Origin of the sequence: Kosakonia sp. 1610 (assembly GCF_050435845.1) — a bacterium.
In the GTDB taxonomy this organism is placed as follows: domain Bacteria; phylum Pseudomonadota; class Gammaproteobacteria; order Enterobacterales; family Enterobacteriaceae; genus Kosakonia; species Kosakonia cowanii.
The window spans coordinates 1,625,337-1,649,042 of record NZ_JBNDKZ010000001.1 but is presented as its reverse complement, the minus strand read 5'-3'; the positions used below and the strand labels follow the sequence as shown (position 1 = coordinate 1,649,042).

Sequence of the window (23,706 nt, the reverse complement as noted above, 5' to 3'; positions counted from 1 at the left end):
GAACGCTGAATGAAGTGCGGGAAATAACGGAAAGATGGGTGTCAGAGTATAACTGTGAACGCCCGCATGAATCACTGAACAATATGACGCCAGAAGAATATCGACAGCACTATTATTTGGCCGGGATCTCAAAAAATTCATGGAACTAAAATGGGTCTATTTACAGAGTTCTTCCCCAAAACTTTCCCCAAAACCGCTCCTGTTAAATTGATACCCACCCTGCAACTGCACTGCCCGGAATGGAGGATGAAGGTAATGAAAGACGGGATATCTGGCGTACTGTGTGCAGCCCAAAAATAAAGTCCGGGAATATTATGAGGATATTTCCCGGGTTTTTGTTTAACTTTCATTCTATAAATTAGTAGTTATTTCCCATTAATTTAACTTCCCATGAAGTACTATCTAAGATAGTTATTAGTGCCAGACAATTTGATAAGTCACCATTTTCTAATGCACTATATTTAACTGGTTTAACTAACGCAGCTAAAAAACACTTTTTTATATCACTTAATGAGTTGGAAAAATGCTTGATCTCATCCCATGATAATTTAAATCCAGTATCGCTGGATAACACTCGTTGCTCAAAATCAGACATGGACATACCTTGTGGAGCTATTCCAACTGCTTCTATTTCATATAGATACCAATCCCATCTATTAGCCGGTACTTTGTCTAATAAGTGAGATAAATGGACTTTTTCTCCATTGTTCCACATCGCTCCTTTACTTACATACATTATGGCATCTCCAAATCTTTTGCAGGACCATGTTGCGGTGTTCCTCCTGTAGGGTTAGGAATATACGCATGCTGAGTATGTGGCGCATCAACATCATGGACTGGCCTCCCATTTTTATCGCGCGGTAATGGTCGATCGGGGCGATAAGTGCCATAAGGATTTTTATCTTCAGTACCTGTTTTGCACAATCCAGGCGCGTCAATATATTTGAGAGGGTTTGGCGCATAACTATATAAGTGCAGCCCACCACTTAACCCTATCGGATCCTGAACGGTGAACCATCCGATCTGTGGGTCGTAATAGCGGAACAGGTTATAGTGCAGGCCGGTTTCGCTGCCTGCATACTGCCCAGCATAGCGCAGCGGCTGGTGCTGGAGCATCACCATCGGAAACAATTGGGTTTGTGAACCGCCCTGATGAAAAGTGGAGCAGAACGGTTTACAACATGGACGGTAAAAAAAGCCAGGCGTAAAAATGCGAAAAAAATACCATTTTTTAATAGGTTGTATAATTTCCTTGTCTGGTTGTAATGGTGCTGGTGTATTACTAAACCCACCGACAGAAACTGGATACTATCCACCAACAGAATCCCAAACCGTTGATAAAGCACCAGCCGACACTTCACAAAAGGGAACTCGGACTGTTATACGAAAAGCTCCTGACTGACCATATTGCCCGGTTATCAGTCATGCGATCGGTTCGATGAGTTTCATATTACTGGCTGATCGGTGAGCCCCAGCGTTGCCGGCACGATATCTTCAAATATTGCGATCAACCGTGGATCCATAAAGGGATAATGATCGGGGATATCGAGGACATGCAGAGGTTTAAATGCGATGACCCGACCAAATTCAGCCACTAAACGGTTTTTATGCTTTTGTTCCATAACACAAATAACATCGGCCCATTGAAGCAATTCGTAAGAGACTCTCTTTTTAGCATTTCGGCTGGTGCCCGCAGAGCGCACATCAAGGGATGGATGACGGCGGAACACCTGTTCCGCCGTAGGGCTTCGCCATTGATTACGGCTGCATATAAAAAGTAGTTTCATCAATGAGTTGGTACTCTTCCAGGCCTTGCATAGCAAGCTGCTGGTTAGTGATACGCGGATACTCAAATCCCAGTTGTGCGGCACGCAGTAATTTATCTGACCGCGTGTAGAGCATCTTCCAGTTTTTTTCGCCACGAAAAGTTAATAAGGCCGTATGAGCATCGCGAGATCGGTTACGTTGTTTCTGCGCTTTACGCCAGCCTCGGTTACGTGCTGTTTCCATTGATTCTCTCTCAGATTGATCGGGGTCAGCAGCCGCGATAACACGGGGAGAACAAGCCGGGAGATTCTAGCATCTTGCGAGCATATTTTGCATACCGGTTATCGCTACTAAGCCATTCCGGGCACCACGGGTTTTTTAAAAGCTACGCCTGACAGTTTTTTAAATGGCGTTGATGGCTTTATGAAATAACTATTACTGAACTAAGCAATCCTGATTTAAAAATAAGCCCACAGCGTAGAGCGAAATATCAATAATCCAGGCCGCCGATTTGCGGCCTTATTTATTATCTAGCCTTGCGCGAAATCTAAAACTAATCGTTCCATCGACCAAATTCGCATGGTGAAAATTTAGATGTTGCCATGCTTCTGTAAAACACCTTTATCATCGAACACGAAAAGCATTTTTTGTCCGGCACCATTCTGGCATACCAAACCGTCGGCACCTGTTTTATCGGTTATTCCCTGGCAGTCCATGTTGCTGACATAGGGCTTAAGCTGGCATTTAAGGGTTTTGCCATCCTGAATAACCAGGTGACCCGTCGCTGCAATGTCTGCCTTTGCCGGAGCAGGGCAGGCACCTTCGCCCCAGCGGACGTTTTGATTCTTTTCGACGAGTGAGCAGCCCTGCAGTAAGGAAGCGCAAGCGAGAATGACCAATAAGTAATTTTTGTTCATCTTATATTCCTTGTTAAGAGTGACGTTACTTTCTGCGCTATCGTGTTACTCCGGTTAACAGAGTTTGTACAGTGCCATAACTGGTAGGCGCTGGCCCAGAATATGTCTCTGATGAACTGGATTTACTCAGTGGTCAAACACTGTAGAGCAGTGTCCTGGATAATTGTTAATCGGTCAGCGTATCAGCCATTTCTACTCTGTTTCGGCCTTTTTTCTTGGCAAGATAGAGCGCGCTGTCAACTCGGTTCATTAATGATTCATAGTCTTCATCGGGAGAACGAATACCTACGCCGATGCTGACCGAAAGATGTTGTTCATCGCCCACGATAACTTTCTGAGCATTGATACGGATGGATTCAGCGATGCCGGATACATCCGGATACGACAATCCTTCAACAATCACAGCAAACTCTTCTCCCCCAATTCGATAGCCAATAATTCCGAGGTTGTTAATGTCATACAATTGTCTGCCAAATTCAAAAAGAACTCTGTCACCCACGGCATGCCCCCAGGTATCATTAATATTTTTGAAGTAATCCAGATCGATGATAATCAGAGCCTGTACACTGTTTTTCATCTTGCTGATATTCTCAATAAAATAGCGTCTGTTAGGGAGTTGCGTGAGCTCATCATGAAGAGAGAGCTTGCTGACAAAAGAGTAGTGCGAGTTCATTCTCAACATAACTTTATAGATGCTGATGACGGTAAGTAACATTCCGCTGAGTATTAATAAGTCCTCGCAGTAATATGCCATCCATCTCGGCTGATGAAATATCTCGTCCATTAAATCGAATGACTGGCCAGCAACCCACAACGTCAGGCCATGCAATGCCATATTTAAAGATTTTCCGGTTACGGATATCAGGGACGTAAACCATAAAATAAAAATAAGGAACAACAGCTGTAACAAGTCAATATAGAGACCCGGATTTGAAAATATTGCGCTGAGAGAACCCAGTGGGGGACCGGCCCAGCTTGCCGATGCGAATGCAACAGTAAAAGCAATGAGTACCCTGAACAATGCTGAAAATCTGAGAAGGCTTGAAGAGAGAACCATCATGATAATATTCGTTATAAGTTAATTCGCAGGACAGTTATGATAACTTTTTTCTACAGGTTGTACATTAGACAATATGTTTCTCAACACGCTAAAACATTTCTGGCTAATGCACCCAGAGACTCCTTCTCAGCAAATTGAGAAACTGCAGAGAAGCACAGTTCAGATAAGGCAGGGGGGACAAGGTATGACTACTCTGTACGATAAAACCACTTATATAGTGAATAACCCAAAAGATAAATCTTCCTGAAGGATAAAAGCGCTGACAGAGCAGCGCTTTTTAGTAATTATCTATCGTGAGTAAAAGTCAAAAATCAGAAACTTTCCCAGTCTGTATTACGAGCTTCACCAGCAGTCGATGCGGGTTTTGTTTGCAGCTGCTGTGTTCTGGCGATCGGCGTGCTTACTGCTTTTCCGACATACCCAGTATTTTCGTTAAGCGTAAAAGTAGAGACCAGGCTCGACAAGGTTTCAGCCTGCTCCTGCAGGGATTTAGATGCCGAAGAGGCTTCTTCAACCAGTGAGGCGTTTTGCTGGGTAACTTCATCCATTTGCCCGATCGCCTGGTGAACCTGCTCAATACCTTTACTCTGCTCAGTGGTCGCAGCCGCAATTTCGTTAACCAGATCCGCGACCTGGCGAACCGCATTGCTCACATTTTCAGTGTTACTTCCCACATTCGCTGCCTGGTTAAGACCCTGCTCAACCTGGGAAACAGAGAGTGAAATGAGATCTTTAATTTCACGGGCAGCAGAGGACGAGCGCTGTGCCAGAGTACGCACTTCAGAAGCAACCACCGCAAATCCTCGGCCATGTTCACCTGCACGCGCGGCCTCTACCGCCGCGTTAAGCGCCAGGATGTTGGTCTGGAAGGCGATACCTTCAATAAGGCCTGTAATATCGGAGATTTTTTCTGAGCTTCCACGAATCTCTGACATCGTTTCCAGCATCTGGCTGACTGCGCCCGCATTCACGCTCGATAAATTGTTAGCGTTATTCGCCAGTTCGCTTGCCTGAACTGCGCCATCGGCATTCTGGCGCACGGTTTCACTCAGGGTGGCCATACTGGCAGAGGTCTGCTCCAGAGAGGCGGCCTGTTCCTCCGTTCGTGATGACAGGTCTTCGTTCCCTGCAGCAATTTGAGCGGAGCCCGTGCTGACCGATTGTGCAGCATGGTTCACCGATAACAGCGTTGTTGAAACCTTCTCCAGCAGGCCGTTAAACGCTGATGCGGTCTGGCCTATTTCATCGTTTCTGTAGACAGTGGCAACCTGGGTCAGATCGAGACTGTTACTGACCTCTGTCATCGTGCTCTTTATGCTGTTAAGGCTGCGCTTGATGCCCTGAATAATAGTGATGGAAAACAGACCAAGCAGAAGGATCACCACTGCTGCGGCGCTGGTCATCATCCACCACGTTTTGGCATAAATTGTCTTGTTTTGTTCTCTCAGGGCCTCACCGATTTTTATATTTAATTCAATCTGATTGGTGAAATCGGCTTCCATTTTACGCGATGCAGCACCCACACCATCTTCACTTTTAAGAAGAGACAGGGATAACGCATTGTCGTGGTTTTTTGAGGCCGCTAAAAAAGCGGGTAACGCCGCACGAACGGCTTCGATATTACGGTATGCCTGCTCGGTCATCGCTTTATCTTCATCGCTGGAAATATCATTTGCCATGTAATAATCCGTGAGCGATTTCAGCGTGTTAAGCAGGCTGTTTATTCTCTCTTCAGCCGCAGTCTGGCCAGCAGTGTCCAAAGCAGTCTGGTGACGATAAAAGGCGATACCAAGCTGGCTGGTGGTACTGATTGATTTATTCAAATCCTTGATGCTGGGTATGGCATTGACCTGTACATACTCAAAACGCGACTGGAAACCTGAAATCACCGAAAGTGAGACGGCAACAACCGCGAAAAGTGATATAGCGAGCAAAGAAAATGCCAGCGACAAACGCTGTGTGATAGACATAAGAACCCTGGTGTTATTAGTAAATGAAGCAAAAAGGGGTTATCGACGCCGCGTTTAAAGGCTTTAACGATATTTAATAAATATATTTTTTTTGAAAAAATGGCTACTTCCTGAATTTATGCTAGCCAGCTTTTTTTCACCAAAATTAATTTCATTATCCTCTTTCATGTTAAATAACTTAATTAATCACCGTTGTGAAAGTGACTGATAGATAAGTCAATTTACAAATAAAATAAGCAGAACATAGCCATAATAAAATTTAACCAGACGGGCTCTATGGTTATTAACGTTGGAAAAAATTCCTTTTAGCCCGTTGATTGAACTCGCTCAACGAAAGCTCTTCGTCTGACAGCTGTGCCCGCGACTGCTACGTTAATATCAACGGTAACGGCTGGCTGCTGGCGTTACCCAGCAGCAGCGGGCCCAATGCGGCCATCAGTAACTTTTGTCAGGCAAGTTTGAAAACCGCAGCAGATCGGTTCAGATGAGCCGCCTGATCTTCCAGCGATGCAGCAGCAGCGGCGGCCTGTTGAACCAGGGCGGCGTTTTGTTGGGTCACTTCATCCATTTGGGTGATAGCGATGCTGACATGCTCAATACCGTTCACCTGCTCGCCGGAGGCGGTGTAGATTTCGGCCATAATTGCAGAGACGTTGTTGATCGCGGTGACTACCCCAGTCATGGTTTTGCCCGCTTGCGCGACCAGGTCGGTGCCTTCCGATATGCGGCTGTTCGAGGCTTCAATCAGTGCTTTTATCTCTTTTGCCGCCGTCGCGCTACGCTGGGCAAGTGCGCGCACTTCGCTTGCTACCACGGCGAAGCCACGGCCTTGCTCACCGGCACGGGCTGCTTCCACCGCCGCATTAAGCGCCAGGATATTGGTCTGGAAAGCGATGCTTTCAATGGTGCTGATGATATCGCCCACGCTTTTCGAGCTGTCAAAAATTGCCGCCATGGTGGTGACGACTTTATCCACAACTTTGCCTCCCTGCTGCGCGACGCTGGAGGCGTCAGACGCAAGGCTGCTGGCATTTTGCGCGTTAGAGGCATTTTGCCTTACTGTCGCCGTCAGTTGCTCCATGCTGGCAGAGGTCTCTTCCAGCGAAGCGGCCTGCTGTTCCGTTCGTACAGAGAGATCGGTATTACCCATCGCGACCTCTTTAGAGGCGCTGTCGATAGAGGTCGCGGCGGTCTGGATATCAGAGACTACTTTTTTGAGCTGCTCCTGCATGGCGGTGAGGGTGACGATCAGCACACCGGCTTCATCTTTTGAACGCGCAACCAGGCGGGTGGAGAGATCGCCTGAGGCAATCGCCTTTGCTGCGTTTACCGCTTCCCCAAGCGGAAGGGTGATGGCACGGGCAAGGAGATAACCCAAACCTGAAGCGATAAGGACACCTAACAGCGCGCCGATAAACAACGCCAGCCGGGTCTGCGTTTCAACCGAGTCGACAGAACCCTGACGCTCGCCGAGCAGTTTTTTTTCATTGTTGATGATTTCATCAATGGTGGCGCGCATTTGATCCATCTGCTGCTTGCCCGTGTTAGCTTCGAAGGCGGCATTGAAATCGGCCTGCGTCATGGTCCCGGCATTGAGTGCACGACGATGATCCAGCAATTCAGTAACAAACTTATTTCCCCACTCTTGCTCCTGTTGCAGCAAATTATTCAGGCGATCCTGCTGAGTAGGGTTATCAGAAGTTAAGCTTTTCGTTTCCTGCAAAACGTTAACGAAATCCTCTTTGCCTGAGCTCCACGGAGCCAGCATTTCCTCTTTGCCATTAATGGCATAGCCGCGTAGTCCGGTTTCCATATTTACCAGGTCCTGGGTCAAGGCACGGCTTTTATCAATAACGCGCCAGCTATGTATATTCCATTCGTTAGTACTGACAATTCTGGAAAAGTTATTGTAGAAAGTGGCGCAGAGTAATAGCAGTAAAATTAAAACGGCGCCAAAGGCAAAAAAGAACTTTTTCTTGATAGGTAAATTCCTGAACATTTGAACCTCGTTCTACAGAGAATGACAGAGCAGCTCCATGAGCCCTTAAACAGATAAGTTATCGGCATTGATTAATCTGCCTTTAACTAAAACTCGTCGAACTACAGGCAACGAAGAATATATCCACTTTGCTTTTTTTCTATGCTTCTGATTTTAAGGAGATAGCTCACTGCAAACGCAACGAGTGAAGCAGGATATATCGTTCGTCCAGCTGGCGTGGCGCAAGCATTGCAGTGCAGAGCTGTATCAGATGCAAAATCAGGAAGAAATCCTGTGTCTAACATATACAGGATTTCACCATTTTAATTTTCCCTGGCGCTATAAAAATGAAGTTCTGCCCGTAGAGCGAGGGATTAATAAGCCAGGTTATGGCGTTGTGGTTATTTATTGACAAAGAGTGGCTTTCTTCAAAAATATAATTTCGCTGTTTCCTGCTCTTTTGTTAAAGCCTGTTCCAGAAAATGAATCGCGTTATTTAACGCCTGGTCGGCTTCCGGCAGAGTACCGGCCAGAAGATGCCATACATGAAACATCCCTGGCCACACTTCGAGCGTTGTCCGTACGCGCGCTTCGCCTAAATTTGCAGCCAGCTTGATAGCATCGCTCAGCATGACCTCATTCTCACCTATCTGGATGAGGATGGGTGCAAGCCCCTGCACATTCGCATAAACCGGGGAGGCATCAGGATGGGTGGCAAGCTCTCTCGCCAGAAAGCATCTTGCCAGCCTGTTAAGAAAGTCGACGTTACAAAGGGGATCAATCCCGTCACGAGTCGTGGCAGATAAACCGCTATGGGTAAGATTAGCCCAGGGCGAGAGAGCCACGCCTGCGGCCGGAAGTGGAATACCCGCGTCACGGGCCTTGCGCATGATCGTCACCACCATCGCGCCACCGGCTGAATCGCCTGTTAGCACGAGATTTTCAGGCTGAACGCCGCTATCGAGAAGGGCACGATAAGCTGAAAAAACATCATCTATTGGCGTAGGGAAAGGGAATTCAGGCGCCTGCCGATAATCTGGTGTGTACACCCTGGCTTTTAATGCCTTAGCGATACGTCCAGTAAGGCCGCGGTATGCTTCGACCCCGCCATGGACATAGCCGCCGCCATGAATATAAAGCACCACTCTGTTGCCGGTATGTTCATCTCTCTCACTGATCATCGCGGGCGTATTGCCTAACGCGCTTGTTTTGTAGGAGACCCCTTCGATCGCAGGGAAGATTTTTTCGAGTCCCTGCATATAGCGGGTGCGAACCTCAGGCCAACTGGCTTCTGACGTACCGTATACCTTTTCGACAACCGGACCAGCTGCACTGATCCATCCATCCAGAGTTTTTTGAGCGTTTTTCGACAACATTATTGAATCCTCACTGATTGAAATTCTACAATCTGAGTATATTTAAATGATTGGCGAAAAAGGTTCCCCAATGACGGGCAAAAAAATCGCATCGCCAGAGAGTACTGGCTCAGCTCTGGAAATTAACGCATTACGTATCTTTGTTGCTGTGGCAGAGGCGGGCAGTTTTGTTGCTGGCGGTAAGGCAATGGGGCTGACGCGCTCTGCCGCCGGCAAAGCCATTGCGCGTTTAGAAGCTTACCTTGAGACCCGGCTTTTTCAGCGTACAACCCGCCGTTTGTCGCTTACGACAGAGGGGCACGAATTTTATCATCGTTGCAGCCAGATTCTGGAAGATTTAGACGAAGCTGAAGCGACTATCCGTCAGAACCTGCCGTTGCCGAAAGGCATCCTCAGACTGACCATGTCAGAAGGCTACGGCAAAATGATCGTTCTGCCCTTTATCAATGAATTTTTGCGGGCCTCGCCAGATATAAGTATTGAAATCAGCTTCAGCGATCGGGTTGTTGACCTCGTAGAAGAGGGGTTCGATCTTGCAATACGTGTAGGCAACGCAACCACCAGTTATCAATACATCACCCAGGTGATCGACAGAACAAGTCCACAACTTTGGGCTTCACCTGATTATCTCCGTCAGGCAGGCATGCCTGAATCACTTGCTGAGATTAAAAACCACCGTCGACTCGTTTATGGTCTGGGCGCGGCTTCCACCGCATGGACTCTCGTTGATAAAGCGCAGGGACAGGTAACAGTGAACGGCCGCAATCACGTCAGGTTTGACAGCGGGGATGCCATTCGTACAGCAGCTATAGCCGGGCTGGGTATCGGATTTCTCCCCTCATTTATGGTTGAGAAGGATATTCAGGAAGGACGCCTGGCCCAGGTGCTGCCCGACACGCAAGGCGAAGAGGTCGCTATCCATGCTATCTACCCCAACCGCCGCCATCTTCCTGTCAGGGTGCGGGCTTTTATTGATAGCTTTAAATCTTTCCTGAGTAACAGATTAAGCAGCGGCACATGACGCTGTATTGTTCGGGAACTCTACGCTGCCAGAAAGGGACGTGTTCATTCCTGCCCATTCCCGGCACCGCGGTTTTTAACTTCATCGCCCGTGCTCGCTCTGCTATTTGAACAACTCCGCGCCCGGATTAAATTCGCGAAAAGTATCATCACTCAAAATAAGGCCTTAAAACTTCCTCAGTCCACTTCATAAACGCTCTTACACGCGGCGATAAATTGCGCCGGTGTGCGACGACAAATGAGGCGGTGAGCGGCTCTGGACGCAGGTCAGGCAGGATCTCAATTAGCGCGCCGCGCTGGATATGCATTAACAGTGAAGGGTAGCCGCCCTGAATCAATCCCAGACCTGCAAGACCCGCGTCATGATAAGCCGGAACGCTGTTGACCGTGACCGCACCAGGCAGCATCAGCGATTTATAACCGTCGCCCGACGGATACTCCCATCCGTCAGGTCTGGAACCAAAATTGCGGATGTAATGCACCATCCTGTGCCTTTGGTTAACAAGGTCCTCGAGGGTCTCTGGTCTACCAAAGCGGCTGAGATAGCGCGGGCTGGCGGCATTTATCATGCGCAAATGGCCCAGCGGCCGGGCAATAAGCGTTTCGTCGACAATGGGCCCCAGCCGCACCACGCAGTCAAACCCCTCCTGCACCAGATCGACGCGGCGATCGCTGCTTGAAAGCTCTATCTCCAGTTCAGGGTATGCTTCCAGCAACTGGGGCAGGGCAGGTATCACCACGCTCTGCGCCAGGATTGCAGGCATATCCACGCGCAATTTTCCCTTCAGCGGCATGCCGGATGCAGTGAACATTGAGCGCAGATCGTCGGCTTCAGCAAGTAGATCCCCCGCACGGGCATAAAAAGCCCGCCCGTCTTCCGTCAGCTGCACGCTTCGTGTTGTGCGGTGAAGAAGCGTAGCGCCCAGTTCCTGTTCAAGTTCGCGCACCACCATAGACGCCCGTCCTTTCTGGATCCCCAGGCTTTCTGCGGCCTGGGTAAAGCTCTTCAGTTCTGCCACGCGAGCAAAAATAACCAGCGGCTCAAGATTCTTCATTGTTCATCCTCAGGGTAACAGTGCGTATTTTCTGGCGCCGTTTATGCAGGTATTAAAACTCAATAGAGTACTTTCACAGCGTCTATTTCGCATCACGTTTTCTGAAGGCAAATGAGGAGTAAACAGAAATGAAAAAAGGTTATTTAATCGGTCATGTGACCGTCAAAGACCCCGACGCGTATGCCGAATATGCCCGTGCAGCGGGGGAGGCCATGCAGCCCTTCGCGCCAAAGATCATTGCCTGGTCCGGGCAGTATGAAAACCTTGAGGGCGAGTCTCATCAACGGCATGTCATCTTTGAGTTCGCTTCTTTTGACGAGGCTAAACGCTTCTATGAGAGCCCTGAGTATCAGGCGGCAAAAACACTCCGCGCAGGTGCGGCGACTGGCACCTTTGTTTTGGTTGAAGGGAGCAGCCTCTGAATATGTATTAACGTGTCCGCTTCTCGCATGTGGCTGAATCGTAACGTTGCATCAGGGACAAGGAGTGCCCTGTAAAGCATCATTCAGCGATGGAGCAGAGATTTTAAGGTTAAACCGATCGGCCATGGAGTCCCGTTTTCCGTGCGGCAAAATAGTGTGCTGGCGTGCTGCCCATGGTTTTCTTGAACATGGTGATAAAGGCATTAACCGACTCATAGCCCAGATTGGCCGCCACGTTTTGTACCGAGACTCCGCTTGCCAGCTCCCGCAGGGCAACGATTAGATGCAGCTGCTGGCGCCACCGACCAAAGGTCAGGCCGGTTTCGCGCAGCATCAAGCGGGCTAAAGAGCGCTCGCTGAGTGCCAGCCGCTTTGCCCAGCTTTTAAAGGTGCTCCTGTCTTGCGGATGGCTGACCAGCGCATCGGCCATGGCGCGGATTTTGGGATGCGATGACACCGGCAGGCTCAGTTTCTGCTGCGGCATGGTGGCGAGCTCATCGAGCGTCACGCGAGTCAGCCTGCCGGCATGGCTCTGTGCGGCGCAATCCACCTCTTCATGAGTTAAGCGCTCCACCAGCGCTTTAATCAGCGGTGAAATCGCCAGCGTGCAGCATCTCTCCGGCAGCGCGGCGGCACCCGGTTCAATAAACAGATAGTTGAGATGCGCATTCCAGGTGGCTTTGGCGCTATGCGCGATCCCGCCTGGGATCCACATCGCGCAATCTGGCGGCACGATCCAGAGATCATTTTCCGCCCGGCAAATTACCGCGCCGTACAACGCAATGATCAGCTGCCCCTTGCGGTGCGTATGAACAGGTACTTCTGCTGCGTAATCCACGAAATCAATATGGCGTGCAACCGCCGGGCCGGAGGTGCTGTCCGGATCAAACAGAGTATGAGCAAGTCGGGGCGTCATCACTTTGGCAACATTTAGGTATTTTTTGACAGAATAGGGTATTTAGTGACCTGCGCAAACCGGAAATAATGCCCGGCATGAGCAAAATAACCTTTCGTCACATAGTTCCCGTGAATCTGATAAGCCGCATATCAGGCCGCAGGCTTGCATCGACGCTGCTGAGCGATGCCCACGCCATGCTCTACTCCGTCAGGAGTTTTGCCGCCGCGATGCTTGCCTGGTACGTTGCCCTGTCGATCGGTCTTGAGCGCCCCTCCTGGGCAATCATCACCGTCTATATTGTTTCGCAAACCTCGGTGGGCGCGTCCCTAAGCCGCAGCCTCTATCGTCTGGCAGGCACCGTCGTGGGAGCAGGGGCGACGGTGTTGATCGTGCCGACGTTTGTGAACATGCCAATTGTATGTAGCGTGATGCTGACCGGCTGGATCACCTTCTGCCTCTGTTTATCCCTGCTGGAACGCACGCCCCGAGCCTATGCCTTTGTGCTGGCCGGCTACACCGCAAGCCTGATTGGTTTCCCCGCCGTCTCCGATCCTGGATCGGTGTTTAACATCGCCATCATTCGGGTGCAGGAGATCACCATCGGCATTCTTTGCGCCGCGCTGATCCACCGATACGTTTTTCCGCGCCGGATCTCCGGGCTGTTCAACACGACATTAGCGCAGACCCTGCACTCGGCGCGCCAGCGTATCGCCGACACCTTGTCAGGCAAGCCCGATGCGCAGTCAGGGCCGCTGCATCAGGCGCTTGCGCTGCAATTTCTGCAGGGCATCAGCCACCATATTCCCTATGATTTTGCCCTTTCGGTGCCGGTGCGCCAGGCAAGGAAAGCCCTGCACGACAGGCTGGCGCGGCTGGTCATCGTCAACGGTGAATTACGCGATCGAGTGCAGATGATTGCCAGCATGCCAGCCGATATTCAGATGCTGCTGGATGACGTTCAGGCCTGGCTTATCTGCGACGATGCCGGGCAGCGTAAAAGCACGGCAGAGGCGCTACGAAAACGCAGCACACAGTTGGCGCAGCGGCGCGCGGCGCAGATAAAGACATTTGAGGACGCGCTGGTGGTGAATATGATCCGCTATATCACGGAGTCGATAACCCTCATACACGAGTGTGAGCATCTTTCTACCGCCATCCATCACGCCAGGCCAGTGCCTGCGCAAACAGAAAGCCAAGCGCTGAAAGGGTATGTTTTTCATCGCGATCCGCTTACCGCCGTCCGCACGGCGCTGGGCGCCTTTGCCATCATCCTGATCGGCTCTCTGGTATGGATTTACTCAGCCTGGCCAGAGGGCGGTACGGCGGTCTCTATCCTTGGAGTGTGCTGCACGCTGTTTGGCAGTTTCGACACGCCGGCACCCCATATTCTGAAATACATTATCGGCTCCATCTGGGGCGTTTTGATAAGCCTGATCTATAGCTTTCTCCTGCTTCCCCAAATCAGCGATTTCGCCGTACTGGTTGCGGTGTTTGCACCGGTCTATCTGCTGGCCGGGTCACTGCAGGCGCGGCCACCCACCACCTTTATGGCAATGGGCATCACGCTGACGCTGCCGGTGTTATGCGAACTGGGGGCGCACTACAGCGGTGACTTTGCCGTCGCGGCGAATACCGCAATCGCGCTCTTTATAGCAACCGGCTTTGCATTTATCAGCATGAGCCTGCTGCAAACCGTGCAGGCAGACGCCGCGATAAAACGTTTGCTGAAGCTCTGCCGGCGCGATATTCGTCGCAGCGTGAGCGGGGTGATGACCAGTGATGAGACGCACTGGACCAACCTGATGATTGATCGGGCCGCGCTGCTGATCCCGCGCCTGCCGCGCAGCGGGGCGTCATCAGCACGGGCGCTCGATCATCTGTTGCACTTTCTGCGCATCGGTCTTTCTGTCCGCCACCTGCGCCGCGGCGATTCGCCTGCGGGATGTGAGATCAACGAAGTGCTGTATCGCCTTACCCGCACAACTGAAACCGAAGCCTTGCGTGAGCGCATCGTCGCGATCGCAGGCCGCTGCTTGCCTGCAACAGATGAGCCATCGCGCCAGTTTGTCGACAAGCTGGTTGATCTGCACTGCGCGTTACGGGCGCAGGACAAGGGGTCCGCCAATGATTAATGACATCAATATCGTGGGCGTTTTTATCCCCGGATTGTTGGTAACGGCGCTTATCGCGCTGGTCTGCACGTTGCTGCTCGTGCCGCTACTTTGCTACAGCAGGCTTTACCGCCGTTTGCCGTTTCGCCCGTTGCTCGATCTCTCAAGCTATATCGTTACCTTTTTCCTGCTGTTGCAGGGCCTGACCACCCTGGGGTTACTCGTATGAAATCTTTACTCTCTTTGCTGGGTCGCTACGCGCTGACGCTGAGTGCTGTCGCGGTGGCGACGCTTGTGGCGTTTATCCTCTGGAAACATTACGCACAGACGCCGTGGACGCGCGACGGGCGGGTGCGTGCAGATGTGGTGCAGATTGCGCCGGATGTCTCCGGGCCGGTAAGCAGTGTGATGGTGCGCGATAATCAGTGGGTTAACCGGGGCGATACGCTCTATGTTATCGATCCGCACTGGCTGAGGCTTAGTGTGCTCAGCGCGCAGGCCGACGTTGAGGCAAAACGTCATGAGATGCTGATGCGCCAGGATGCGGCGCGCCGACGTGCACAAATCAAAGAGGTTATTTCCGGCGAGGATATCCAGCAAACACGCAGTGCGGCAGGTGTCGCGGTGGCTAATTATCAGGGCGCGCTGGCTGCGCTGGAGCTGGCGCAGCTGAATTTATCCCATGCCACCGTTCGCTCGCCGGTGGCAGGTTATGTCACGCATCTGCGGCTCCGCCCTGGCGACTATGCCACGGCGGGGGAGACAAAAGTCGCCATTGTCGATGCGCACAGTTTCTGGGTGGTCGGTTATTTTGAAGAAACCCGGCTGCGACACATCCAGGTTGGCAACCGTGCGCAGGTTTCGCTGATGGGGTATGACGCGATGATTAGCGGACACGTGGAGAGTATCGGGCGCGGGATCGGCGACAGCAATGACGAAACCGGCGGGCTGGGGCTGCCGGAGGTTAACCCGACCTTTAACTGGGTGCGGCTTGCGCAGCGGGTACCTGTGCGTATCCAGTTAGACAGGATCCCCGAGGGCGTAGTGTTAGTGGCCGGGCTATCCGCCAGCGTCGCCATCGCGCCTTAAATGGCGTTTGCGTCCCAGGCGAGCATGGCGGACGACACCGCCGCCTCATAACGTTAAGGTTAGAGCGTGAATATCCCGGAAGGAGACGCATTCTGATGATCAGAACGACGGATTATGCACTTAACGAGCAACGGCTTTTTCGCGACAAACGGTTTATCTTTTTGGGCGAGTCCATCCATGGTGTAGCGGAATTTACGCAGTTAAGAGAGGAGATCGCGGCGTGCTATTTTGACCACGCCGCAGTGTTGATATTTGAGGCTGACAGTACAGGGATGCTGTTTTCTCATCAACACAACGAATCTGCATTGGGCAGACTGAAGAATTTCCCCAAAATATTACGCACTCAGGAAACCGTAAGCTTACTGGCATGGGCTATCTCAAGGGATATTCCCTGTCTGGGCATCGACCCCATTCCTCGCAGATCTTTAACCGATTTCACCCAGCAGTGGCACGCAATCCGCCATCGGGAAACAGATGACTATTCCAGCGCCAAATCAGCGGGTACGCTTTTTGCCTGGCGTGACGCAACCATGGCTGAAAAGTTAATTGCCTTAACCTCAGCCTACCCCCGGCAGCGGATGCTGATCATGCTGCATAACCTGCATATAAAACGTGAGGGGAGCCGGGAGGGAGCAGCATTAAAGCTGAAATCTGTACGAGAATATTTCGAAGAGGTTTTTCCAGGGCAAAGCCACTCTGTGGCTCAGCTTGCCCGCAGTGGCAGCGCCTTACACAATGATTTATCCCCCTTTCGTTTTCACATTACCGACCCACACTCCGCAGAGTCTCTGTGCGGTGATGCTGCCTGCAATCTGCTTACCGCGGCAGAAATACCGGCTACCTGCACCGCATGGCACCATGCCTTTGAGCGTGAAACCGTGACAGCCAAAGATCAGTACGAGGGCTGTTTTATCTTCAACGCGGTGCGTTCGCCAGTGATAGTTTCCTCGTAAAATCCCCTCATCATCTCTGCCGTATGCCAGCAAGCGTGCAAGGGCCGCTTCAATCAGCCAGATGTTTATCTGCTCTCCTCTTTAAGCAGAGTTTCATCGAGCTTTTTCAGCACTTCATTCATTCCCCTGCTGACGATCCTGTCTTCACGCATAACGGTCCCCAGCGTCCGCTGAAGCGGGGGCGCCAGCGGGTATACGCTGAGTCCTTCACACTCTTTAGGGGCTGCCACGGCGATGCGGGGAACGATGCTGTAACCCAGCCCGGATCGCACCATTCGTTTGATCGCTTCAATACTGCCCAGCTCCATCACCGGGGTGGCAAGCTGGCCTGCATGCCGGAACCATTCATCAATCAGCGCGCGCGTTCCGCTTCCTGATTCAAAAATAATCAGCGGCAGCGACAAGAGCTCGTCAGGAGAAAGCGCTTTCATCGATCGCGCGGATAAATCCTCCGCCATGATGACCACAAACGCATCCCTGTAGAGCGGATTAACGCTCACGCTTTTGCCTGCTGCTGGCAGTGTGACCAGACCGATATCGATCCGGTTCTCCTCGACGCCGCGGACAATCTCTGAGGTGTTGCCGGTGCGCACATTCACCTTCAGCAGCGGATGCGTCTGGCGCAACTGCTGCAATATCGGCGGCAAAAGATGGATGCAGGCCGTGGCGCCTGTGCCAACGGTGACGGTGCCGGTGATCTCATCGGAATGTAGCGAGACCGACTCCACCGCGGTGGTTACCGCTGCCGCTATTTTCTGGCAGTGCTCGCAAAGTGTTATGCCAGCCGCAGTGGGCTTGATTCCCCGGCCGGTTCGCTCAATAAGCCGCACCTGCAGCGTCTGCTCCAGCTGTCTTATTTGCAGGCTGACAGCGGGCTGCGACAGGCCAAGCTCCTCCGCCGCTCTGGAGAAACTGCCCCGGCTGATGACCTGCCTGAAGGTGGCCAGATGGTCGAGGTTAAGGTTTGTCATGCCAAAGTTTTCCTTATGCTGCTGATAAGCCCGGTGGCCTGTCTGAAATGATCGCCAGGGGATAGTCTCTTTCTCAGACGCAATAAGGAGCCGTACTGATGGAAATTATTCAGGCAGAAGAACGACATATCCCGGCTATACAACAAATTTATGCATACCACGTATTACACGGCTGCGCCACGTTTGAAACCCAACCGCCCGACGAAGCGGAAATGGCATTCCGCCTGAAGCGGTTGCAGGCCGCAGGGCTGCCCTGGTTTGTCGCCGTGGTTGATGGCAACGTGCGCGGTTACTGCTATCTGGCGCGCTACCGCGAAAGGCATGGCTACCGGTTTACTCTCGAAGATTCGGTCTATATCGATGCCGCTTGCCAGGGGCAGGGCATCGGCAAAAAACTGCTCTCCCGTGCGGTGGCATGGGCCGAAGCGAGCGGTTTTCGCCAGCTCGTCGCCGTGGTGGGTAACAGCGAAAACGCCGCCTCACTTGCCCTGCATCGCGGGGCGGGATTTATGCTGACCGGCACACTCAGATCGGTGGGATTTAAGCATGGGCGCTGGCTCGATACCGTCATGATGCAACGCACCCTCGGGCAGGGTGAGAGCACGCTGCCGGAGATGGCTGAAAGATCCGGGCATTCTGCGTACTGATGCAGTCGGCTGGAGATCAGCAGAGGGCGTTGTTGCTGATATGTTAATTCGTTGTGGATGTTTCGTTTTTGGTGATAACGTAGCCACATCATAAAACCCGCATAAGGGATAACCGTGGCACACCAGCAAGCACCTTACATTGAAACAGAACGCCTGATTTTAAAGCAGTTTACCCTTGATGATTTTCCTGCACTCCAGGCGTGCTGGTCGACCCCGGAAATGGCAAAAATAAGCGGTGGCGAGATCCCCACGGCAGAAATGGTCTGGGCTCGCTTGTTACGTTATATCGGGCACTGGCAGGCGTTAGGGTATGGCTACTGGGCCGTGTTTGAAAAAGCAACGAACCAGTATGCCGGTGCGTTTGGCTTTCAGGATGCGCATCGCGACACCACGCCGAAGCTGGCATACCCGGAAGCGGGATGGACACTGATTCCGGAAGTCCGTGGCAAAGGCTATGCCTCTGAAGCGCTGGCGGCAATTTTACGATGGGCCGATGAGACGTTCGCTTCGCCTGTCTGCTGCATTATTGCTGAAGAGAATAAACGCTCGAATTATTTAGCCGAGCGTTTCGGCTTCGAGTTTCAACATTATGTGAGTTATCGGAGTAAGCCGGTGCGGCTTCTGGTTCGCGGCTAAACTCTTAAAACGCATTTATAAAATGTGATCGACATAACGTTTTTTCCTCAAAAAAATAGTTTGTCCGATTAAATGTGCTTCGAAATGAAATAGTGGCGCTGGGTGAGTTAAAGCATTTCAACGAAATGTCGATATTAGATCGAATAACAACCCCAATGAGTGCCGCTAATATGACATGGAAAAATACCCAGGGCCGAATAGGCCTGTTACTTATAAGCTTTTTCGTTATCTTATTGATCGTTACCTATATTGTTATCAAGCTATTCGTTTCTCCGCAGATTATTGAAACCGAAACCAAAAATATTCAGGCGACGGTTGAATTACAAAGTAATGCCATTAAAGAGCAGATGAACCGGGTTAAGGCTCAGCAGCGCTCAATTACTGAACTGGTTGTCGGTCTGCAAAGCGAGCAAATCGACGCATTATTACCGCATCTGGTTAACCAGTATGGGGATCTCAACGTATTCGGCGGTGGGATTTGGCCTCTGCCTGGTCAGCGCGATCCGGCGCGGGACAAATTCAGTACTTTCTATGCCCGCGACAGCGGCGGCAATCTGCAAGTCAACACCGTATGGAACCAGCCGGAATCGGCTAAATACTGGGAGCAACCCTGGTATAAAGACGGTATGAATGCGCCAAAAGGCGAGTGTGCATGGGCGAAAGCCTACCAGGATGCGGCCAGCCCACAGCCCCGCACTAACTGTGCCATGGCGATCTGGAAAGATGGCAAAGTCTGGGGCGTGGCGACTATTGACGTGACGCTGGGCTTCTTTAACCAACTGGCTGTCGACATGGGCAAAGCGGTCAATGGCAGCGTGCTGATTGTTGAAGCGGACGGCAAAATCGTCGGCAATGGATCTTCCGTACAGGATAAGCCCGCGCTCTCAAATGTCCGCGATCTCGGTATTCCGGCGGCATCGCCGTTAATGAGCCTGTTAGGCCAGGGTAAAACAACGGAAGTGCGCGGAAGTTATGACGGTGAAGACGGCGCGCATTCGCTGTTCGTTCTGCCTATTAGCGGCAGCCCGTGGTTTATGGCGGTTGATATTCCGAGCAGCCAGCTGGTGAGTATTTCTGACGCCATTATGACCAAGCTCACCATCGTACAGGCGATTATTGGACTTCTTATCGTCGTGATCATGATGATTATTGTGCGCAATATTTTCCACAATGTGACGTTGCTCAACCGTAATATCGAAGCGCTCTCCAGCGGCGGCGCGGATTTAACGCAGCGTCTTGCGCAGAGCAAGAGCCCGGAATTTAACGCCATTATCAACAACTTCAATAAGTTTATTACCTTCCTGAATGAACTGATGCAGCAGGTCGGGAGCAGCACGCTGGCGATCTCGTCGGCTTCGCGCCAGATTGCCAGTGGCAACCTTAACCTCTCTTCGCGCACCGAAGATCAATCGGCCTCGATCGTGGAAACGGCAGCGTCGATGGAAGAGTTGACCAGCACCGTGCGCCTTAACGCAGAGAACGCGTTGCAGGCCAACAAGCTGGCGGAAGAGGTTTCGGCGGCGGCAAAACAGGGGGCCAGCGTGGTCAACAAAGTTGTCTCCACGATGAATAACATCAATGACTCCTCCGCTAAAGTGGTGGATATCATCAGTGTGATTGATGGTATCGCCTTCCAGACCAATATCCTGGCGCTTAACGCCGCTGTAGAAGCAGCAAGGGCGGGCGAGCACGGCCGTGGATTCGCGGTGGTGGCCGGTGAAGTTCGCTCCCTGGCGCAGCGCAGCGCCCGCTCGGCTCAGGAGATCAAAAAACTGATTGAAGAGTCGGTGAGCAGCATTGAGCAGGGTAGCGGGCAGGTTCGTCTGGCCGGGGCAACAATGGATGGCCTGATGGAGAAAGTGGAAAGCGTGGGCGTGCTGATCTCTGAAATCAGCTCTTCCAGCGATGAACAGAGTCGCGGGATTGCCCAGATCAATATCGCCATCAACCAACTTGATAGCGCCACGCAGCAGAATGCGGCGCTGGTGGAAGAGGTTGCGGCCGCCGCGCAATCGATGGAAGAGCAGACCGTCCAGCTCGAAAACGTGGTTGGCAGCTTTAAGCTCTGACATACATAAATGCCGGCCCTGCGGGGTCGGCTTTTTCTCTTGCGTCTGTCGCTTATGCTCTTCGTCGATGCTCGCTTGGCACTTCCCATGTGATAAATACCCCTTCGTATTTCTGTCTTTTACTAAACGGTTAGTCGCCGCGGATTCGGTGGTTATTTTTAGTTTTGCCGGTGATGGTCAAGGTCGGATCTGTGGCTGGAGCGGGTATTACTGATAAAGTAATTTCTCATTTTTCGAGGCATTGCTACATTAGATATCAACGAGGTTATCGCCAAAAACATCAATGGCTCAAGGGGAATGAAGTGATATTTGAGATTAGAAAAGAAGGCAAAACTATTGGTGTTTCTGAATTAGAATTTGGTGATCCCCCAATGGGAATCGTTCATGGGGATTTAATACCAACACAGTTTTACTTTCCAAATGCCGATACAACAGGATGTAAACTATTCATTAGCGAAACTGATGAAGAAATAATGTGCGGTTTTATCGCTATCGAAGATTTGTCACAAGAGCTAGATGAACCTGCTATAACAGTCACCATATTGGTTAGTACCGCAGAAGATTATGAAAAATTTTTTAAACATCATTTAGATAAGTACGAAAAACAATTCATCTGAGAAATGCTGTAACATGCGTTTTCTTCAAATATCCATCATTTACATTATTGACGACACGTCAAGATCAGGCAGGTTCTTTCTCCTCGTTTGCTGAACCTGCCGTTTCCTGTGTGACCTGCTCCCGGTTGATTAATACACCTCGATGTTAGTTATGTTGTAGTTGGAGCTGCGAACATCCGCTCTTCGCTCAAAGCTGACCTTCAGCTCAATCACCGTGTCCGCTGCGTGCCGAAAGCATCCGTTACAGATATCAGCACTCTTGCTATAAAGTGATTGATTTAATTGATTACTTTACAAAGACGACCTAAGTTGATTAAAACCCTCAGGATTATGAGGACTCAGATGATTACCACAATGGAGTCATTAAAGGAGCATTATGCATTTTCAAACGTCTATTTTACTGGCAGGTATTTTTGCTTTAACCGGCTGTGTGGTGGCAGATATGGACTCGTCTAACTACACCTATGTTCCCTGGATACAGCTCTTTCAGAAAGTGGATTCAACGGGGCAGACTAATTTCCGGGAACGAAAGGAAGCGCTCTACAGCTGTGGTATTGATCGAAGCGAAAACCTGGATGATAAACACTGGAGTTTAAATACCCTGATGCCGAATGAGACGTCCGATGAACAGTCTGAGAGATTTGATCGGGTTATTGCCTGCATGAAACGTAAAGGCTACAAGGTGTATGGCTTTGATGAGTGCGGGCCATTAAAAAAGCCCACGGGTTTATGCCCTAACTAACGCGACTCTGGCTCAGCCGAATTTTTATTCAGTGAACGGGTCATTAGCACGGAATATCTCTTTCCCGCTCAAAGCAGCCTCGACTTCTCTCTATGTCTCCAAAAAATCCCGCCGGAGCGTGAATATCCGCTCCGTACTTACCCTGTGCATGCATAATTTATGGCAACCCGATTCTTTGCCTTTGGTTTAAAAGCCTTTTATTAATCTCTTCCTGCGAGCAGCAAAAAGCGTATACGTTATCGCTTGACCAAAGTAGAACGATCGTTCTACCATCAGCCCATGAACAAAAACATGACCAACACACGCGAGAAAATTCTCGCAACCGCTGAAGAGCTTATCTATCAGAACGGTATTCATGCCACCGGGATGGAACTTCTGGTGAAGACGTCCGGCGTGGCGCGAAAAAGTATCTATCACCATTTCACCAACAAAGATGAGGTGGCTGCCGCGGCGCTTAATGCGCGTGATGTGCGCTGGATGGCGTGGTTCAGGCGTGAGTGCGACAAAGCGGAGACGCCGCGCGAGTGCATCCTGAATATCTTTACCGTGCTTAAAAGCTGGTTCGAGTCGGAAGGCTATCGCGGCTGCGCGTTTATCAATACCGCGGGCGAAGTGGGGGATGCGGACGATCCGGTTCGTCAAATCGTCAGGCTGCATAAACAGAAACTGCTCGACTACCTTGTTGAACTTACCGGGCAGTTAAACGCGGATCAGCCATTACCGCTGGCGAGGCAGTTACTGATACTGATTGAAGGCGCCATCACCATGTCGCGCGTGATGGGCGATTACCGCGCCGCCGATGAGGCAAAAGATGTCGCTCAGCTATTACTAAAGCAGATCCCGTAACCGGGGTCTGCGTTCCAAAAATGAAACACTCACCTGTCCACTTATGCTGGAGGCACCACCATGTCCGATTCACCTATCCGTCCGCCGCTGCCGCCGTTTACCCGCGAGTCAGCGCTTGAAAAAGTCAGGCTTGCTGAAGATGGCTGGAACAGCCGCGACGCCGAAAAAGTGTCGCTTGCTTACTCTCTGGATACCAAATGGCGCAACCGGGCGGAGTTTGCCAATAATCGTGAAGAGGCGAGAGCGTTTCTTGAGCGTAAGTGGAAAAAAGAGCTGGAGTACCGACTGATCAAGGAACTGTGGGCATGTGACGGCGATCGCATCGCTGTTCGCTACGCCTATGAGTGGCGCGATGACTCCGGAAACTGGTTCCGCTCTTACGGTAATGAGAACTGGGAGTTTGGCGAAGACGGGCTGATGCACCATCGCTACGCCTGTATCAATGACATGCCGATTAAAGAGAGCGAGCGTAAGTTCCACTGGCCGCTGGGACGTCGCCCGGACGATCATCCGGGATTATCCGCGCTGGGCCTGTAAGTCTCCGGGCATCCCTCGCAGGATG

25 protein-coding genes and 1 pseudogene are annotated in these 23,706 nt (G+C 51.1%); 14 read left to right on the top strand and 12 right to left on the bottom strand.

Annotation, left to right across the window (positions count from 1 at the left end):
• Positions 1–149 (top strand): integrase core domain-containing protein (locus tag ABIC80_RS08005; RefSeq protein WP_429176532.1); only part of this gene is annotated, 149 nt, incomplete at its 5' end.
• A 209-nt stretch (positions 150–358) separates the two neighbouring features.
• Here the strand turns inward: ABIC80_RS08005 and ABIC80_RS08000 are convergent.
• The 9 genes and pseudogenes from ABIC80_RS08000 to ABIC80_RS07960 all read right to left on the bottom strand — a co-directional run bounded on the left by ABIC80_RS08000 (position 359) and on the right by ABIC80_RS07960 (position 9,068).
• On the bottom strand, positions 359–736 hold the full coding sequence (locus ABIC80_RS08000) for a hypothetical protein (protein WP_429176424.1): 378 nt from the start codon (positions 734–736) through the stop codon (positions 359–361).
• Between the two features lie 176 nt (positions 737–912).
• A pseudogene (locus ABIC80_RS07995) lies at positions 913–1,113 on the bottom strand (RHS repeat-associated core domain-containing protein); the annotation flags it as partial.
• Between the two features lie 332 nt (positions 1,114–1,445).
• Positions 1,446–1,787: a low molecular weight protein tyrosine phosphatase family protein gene (locus ABIC80_RS07990; RefSeq protein ID WP_312277210.1), complete on the bottom strand. Its 342-nt coding sequence runs from the start codon at positions 1,785–1,787 to the stop codon at positions 1,446–1,448.
• Entirely contained in the window at positions 1,759–2,010 is a 252-nt protein-coding gene (locus tag ABIC80_RS07985; protein ID WP_312277209.1) for a hypothetical protein, read from the bottom strand. The genes ABIC80_RS07990 and ABIC80_RS07985 overlap by 29 nt, the downstream gene beginning before the upstream one ends.
• 347 nt (positions 2,011–2,357) lie before the next feature.
• On the bottom strand, positions 2,358–2,684 hold the full coding sequence (locus ABIC80_RS07980; RefSeq protein ID WP_429176422.1) for a hypothetical protein: 327 nt from the start codon (positions 2,682–2,684) through the stop codon (positions 2,358–2,360).
• Positions 2,685–2,850: 166 nt separating this feature from the next.
• Entirely contained in the window at positions 2,851–3,744 is an 894-nt protein-coding gene (locus ABIC80_RS07975; protein ID WP_429176419.1) for a GGDEF domain-containing protein, read from the bottom strand.
• Positions 3,745–4,055: 311 nt separating this feature from the next.
• Positions 4,056–5,714: a methyl-accepting chemotaxis protein gene (locus ABIC80_RS07970; protein ID WP_429176417.1), complete on the bottom strand. Its 1,659-nt coding sequence runs from the start codon at positions 5,712–5,714 to the stop codon at positions 4,056–4,058.
• Positions 5,715–6,162: 448 nt separating this feature from the next.
• Positions 6,163–7,713, bottom strand: a complete 1,551-nt coding sequence (locus tag ABIC80_RS07965; RefSeq protein WP_429176415.1) for a methyl-accepting chemotaxis protein — start codon at positions 7,711–7,713, stop codon at positions 6,163–6,165.
• Positions 7,714–8,120: 407 nt separating this feature from the next.
• On the bottom strand, positions 8,121–9,068 hold the full coding sequence (locus ABIC80_RS07960; RefSeq protein WP_429176412.1) for an alpha/beta hydrolase: 948 nt from the start codon (positions 9,066–9,068) through the stop codon (positions 8,121–8,123).
• A gap of 70 nt (positions 9,069–9,138) precedes the next feature.
• On the opposite strand from ABIC80_RS07960, the gene ABIC80_RS07955 reads away from it, so the two are divergent.
• Complete coding sequence (locus tag ABIC80_RS07955) at positions 9,139–10,089, top strand: LysR family transcriptional regulator (protein ID WP_429176530.1); 951 nt, start codon at positions 9,139–9,141, stop codon at positions 10,087–10,089.
• A gap of 148 nt (positions 10,090–10,237) precedes the next feature.
• Here the strand turns inward: ABIC80_RS07955 and ABIC80_RS07950 are convergent, their stop codons facing one another.
• Positions 10,238–11,143 carry a LysR substrate-binding domain-containing protein gene (locus tag ABIC80_RS07950; protein ID WP_429176409.1) on the bottom strand — a complete coding sequence of 302 codons (906 nt, stop codon included), beginning with the start codon at positions 11,141–11,143 and terminating at the stop codon, positions 10,238–10,240.
• A gap of 128 nt (positions 11,144–11,271) precedes the next feature.
• On the opposite strand from ABIC80_RS07950, the gene ABIC80_RS07945 reads away from it, so the two are divergent.
• A complete protein-coding gene (locus ABIC80_RS07945; protein ID WP_346439430.1) occupies positions 11,272–11,565 on the top strand; it encodes a DUF1330 domain-containing protein in 294 nt (97 codons plus the stop codon).
• 109 nt (positions 11,566–11,674) lie between these two features.
• On the opposite strand, the gene ABIC80_RS07940 is transcribed toward ABIC80_RS07945, so the two are convergent.
• Complete coding sequence (locus ABIC80_RS07940) at positions 11,675–12,481, bottom strand: AraC family transcriptional regulator (protein ID WP_429176527.1); 807 nt, start codon at positions 12,479–12,481, stop codon at positions 11,675–11,677.
• A 176-nt stretch (positions 12,482–12,657) separates the two neighbouring features.
• On the opposite strand from ABIC80_RS07940, the gene ABIC80_RS07935 reads away from it, so the two are divergent.
• From ABIC80_RS07935 to ABIC80_RS07920, 4 genes are all read left to right on the top strand, one after another.
• Positions 12,658–14,595 (top strand): FUSC family protein, encoded by a 1,938-nt coding sequence (locus tag ABIC80_RS07935; RefSeq protein WP_429176524.1) that lies wholly within the window; start codon positions 12,658–12,660, stop codon positions 14,593–14,595.
• Positions 14,588–14,803: a DUF1656 domain-containing protein gene (locus tag ABIC80_RS07930; protein WP_429176406.1), complete on the top strand. Its 216-nt coding sequence runs from the start codon at positions 14,588–14,590 to the stop codon at positions 14,801–14,803. The genes ABIC80_RS07935 and ABIC80_RS07930 overlap by 8 nt, the downstream gene beginning before the upstream one ends.
• Positions 14,800–15,663: an efflux RND transporter periplasmic adaptor subunit gene (locus ABIC80_RS07925; RefSeq protein WP_305205960.1), complete on the top strand. Its 864-nt coding sequence runs from the start codon at positions 14,800–14,802 to the stop codon at positions 15,661–15,663. Before ABIC80_RS07930 ends, ABIC80_RS07925 begins: the two co-directional genes overlap by 4 nt.
• A 95-nt stretch (positions 15,664–15,758) precedes the next feature.
• Positions 15,759–16,616 carry a hypothetical protein gene (locus ABIC80_RS07920; RefSeq protein ID WP_429176403.1) on the top strand — a complete coding sequence of 286 codons (858 nt, stop codon included), beginning with the start codon at positions 15,759–15,761 and terminating at the stop codon, positions 16,614–16,616.
• Positions 16,617–16,681: 65 nt separating this feature from the next.
• Here the strand turns inward: ABIC80_RS07920 and ABIC80_RS07915 are convergent, their stop codons facing one another.
• Complete coding sequence (locus ABIC80_RS07915; protein WP_429176400.1) at positions 16,682–17,587, bottom strand: LysR family transcriptional regulator; 906 nt, start codon at positions 17,585–17,587, stop codon at positions 16,682–16,684.
• A gap of 98 nt (positions 17,588–17,685) precedes the next feature.
• Here ABIC80_RS07915 and ABIC80_RS07910 point away from each other — a divergent pair, with 98 nt between their 5' ends.
• The 7 genes from ABIC80_RS07910 (at position 17,686) to ABIC80_RS07880 (ending at position 23,681) form a co-directional block, all read left to right on the top strand.
• The gene (locus ABIC80_RS07910; RefSeq protein ID WP_429176397.1) at positions 17,686–18,234 is read left to right on the top strand and encodes an N-acetyltransferase family protein; all 549 of its coding nucleotides are present in this window, start codon (positions 17,686–17,688) and stop codon (positions 18,232–18,234) included.
• Between the two features lie 114 nt (positions 18,235–18,348).
• Positions 18,349–18,870 carry a GNAT family N-acetyltransferase gene (locus tag ABIC80_RS07905; RefSeq protein ID WP_429176394.1) on the top strand — a complete coding sequence of 174 codons (522 nt, stop codon included), beginning with the start codon at positions 18,349–18,351 and terminating at the stop codon, positions 18,868–18,870.
• A 170-nt stretch (positions 18,871–19,040) separates the two neighbouring features.
• Positions 19,041–20,939, top strand: coding sequence for a methyl-accepting chemotaxis protein (locus ABIC80_RS07900; protein WP_429176391.1), 1,899 nt, complete (start codon positions 19,041–19,043; stop codon positions 20,937–20,939).
• A gap of 191 nt (positions 20,940–21,130) precedes the next feature.
• Positions 21,131–21,556, top strand: a complete 426-nt coding sequence (locus ABIC80_RS07895) for a hypothetical protein (protein ID WP_429176388.1) — start codon at positions 21,131–21,133, stop codon at positions 21,554–21,556.
• A 376-nt stretch (positions 21,557–21,932) separates the two neighbouring features.
• Positions 21,933–22,298, top strand: a complete 366-nt coding sequence (locus ABIC80_RS07890; RefSeq protein WP_312277192.1) for a hypothetical protein — start codon at positions 21,933–21,935, stop codon at positions 22,296–22,298.
• Positions 22,299–22,577: 279 nt separating this feature from the next.
• Positions 22,578–23,144, top strand: a complete 567-nt coding sequence (locus ABIC80_RS07885) for a TetR/AcrR family transcriptional regulator (protein WP_429176386.1) — start codon at positions 22,578–22,580, stop codon at positions 23,142–23,144.
• 60 nt (positions 23,145–23,204) lie between these two features.
• Positions 23,205–23,681, top strand: a complete 477-nt coding sequence (locus ABIC80_RS07880; RefSeq protein ID WP_429176384.1) for a DUF1348 family protein — start codon at positions 23,205–23,207, stop codon at positions 23,679–23,681.
• The last annotated feature ends 25 nt before the right edge of the window (positions 23,682–23,706 follow it).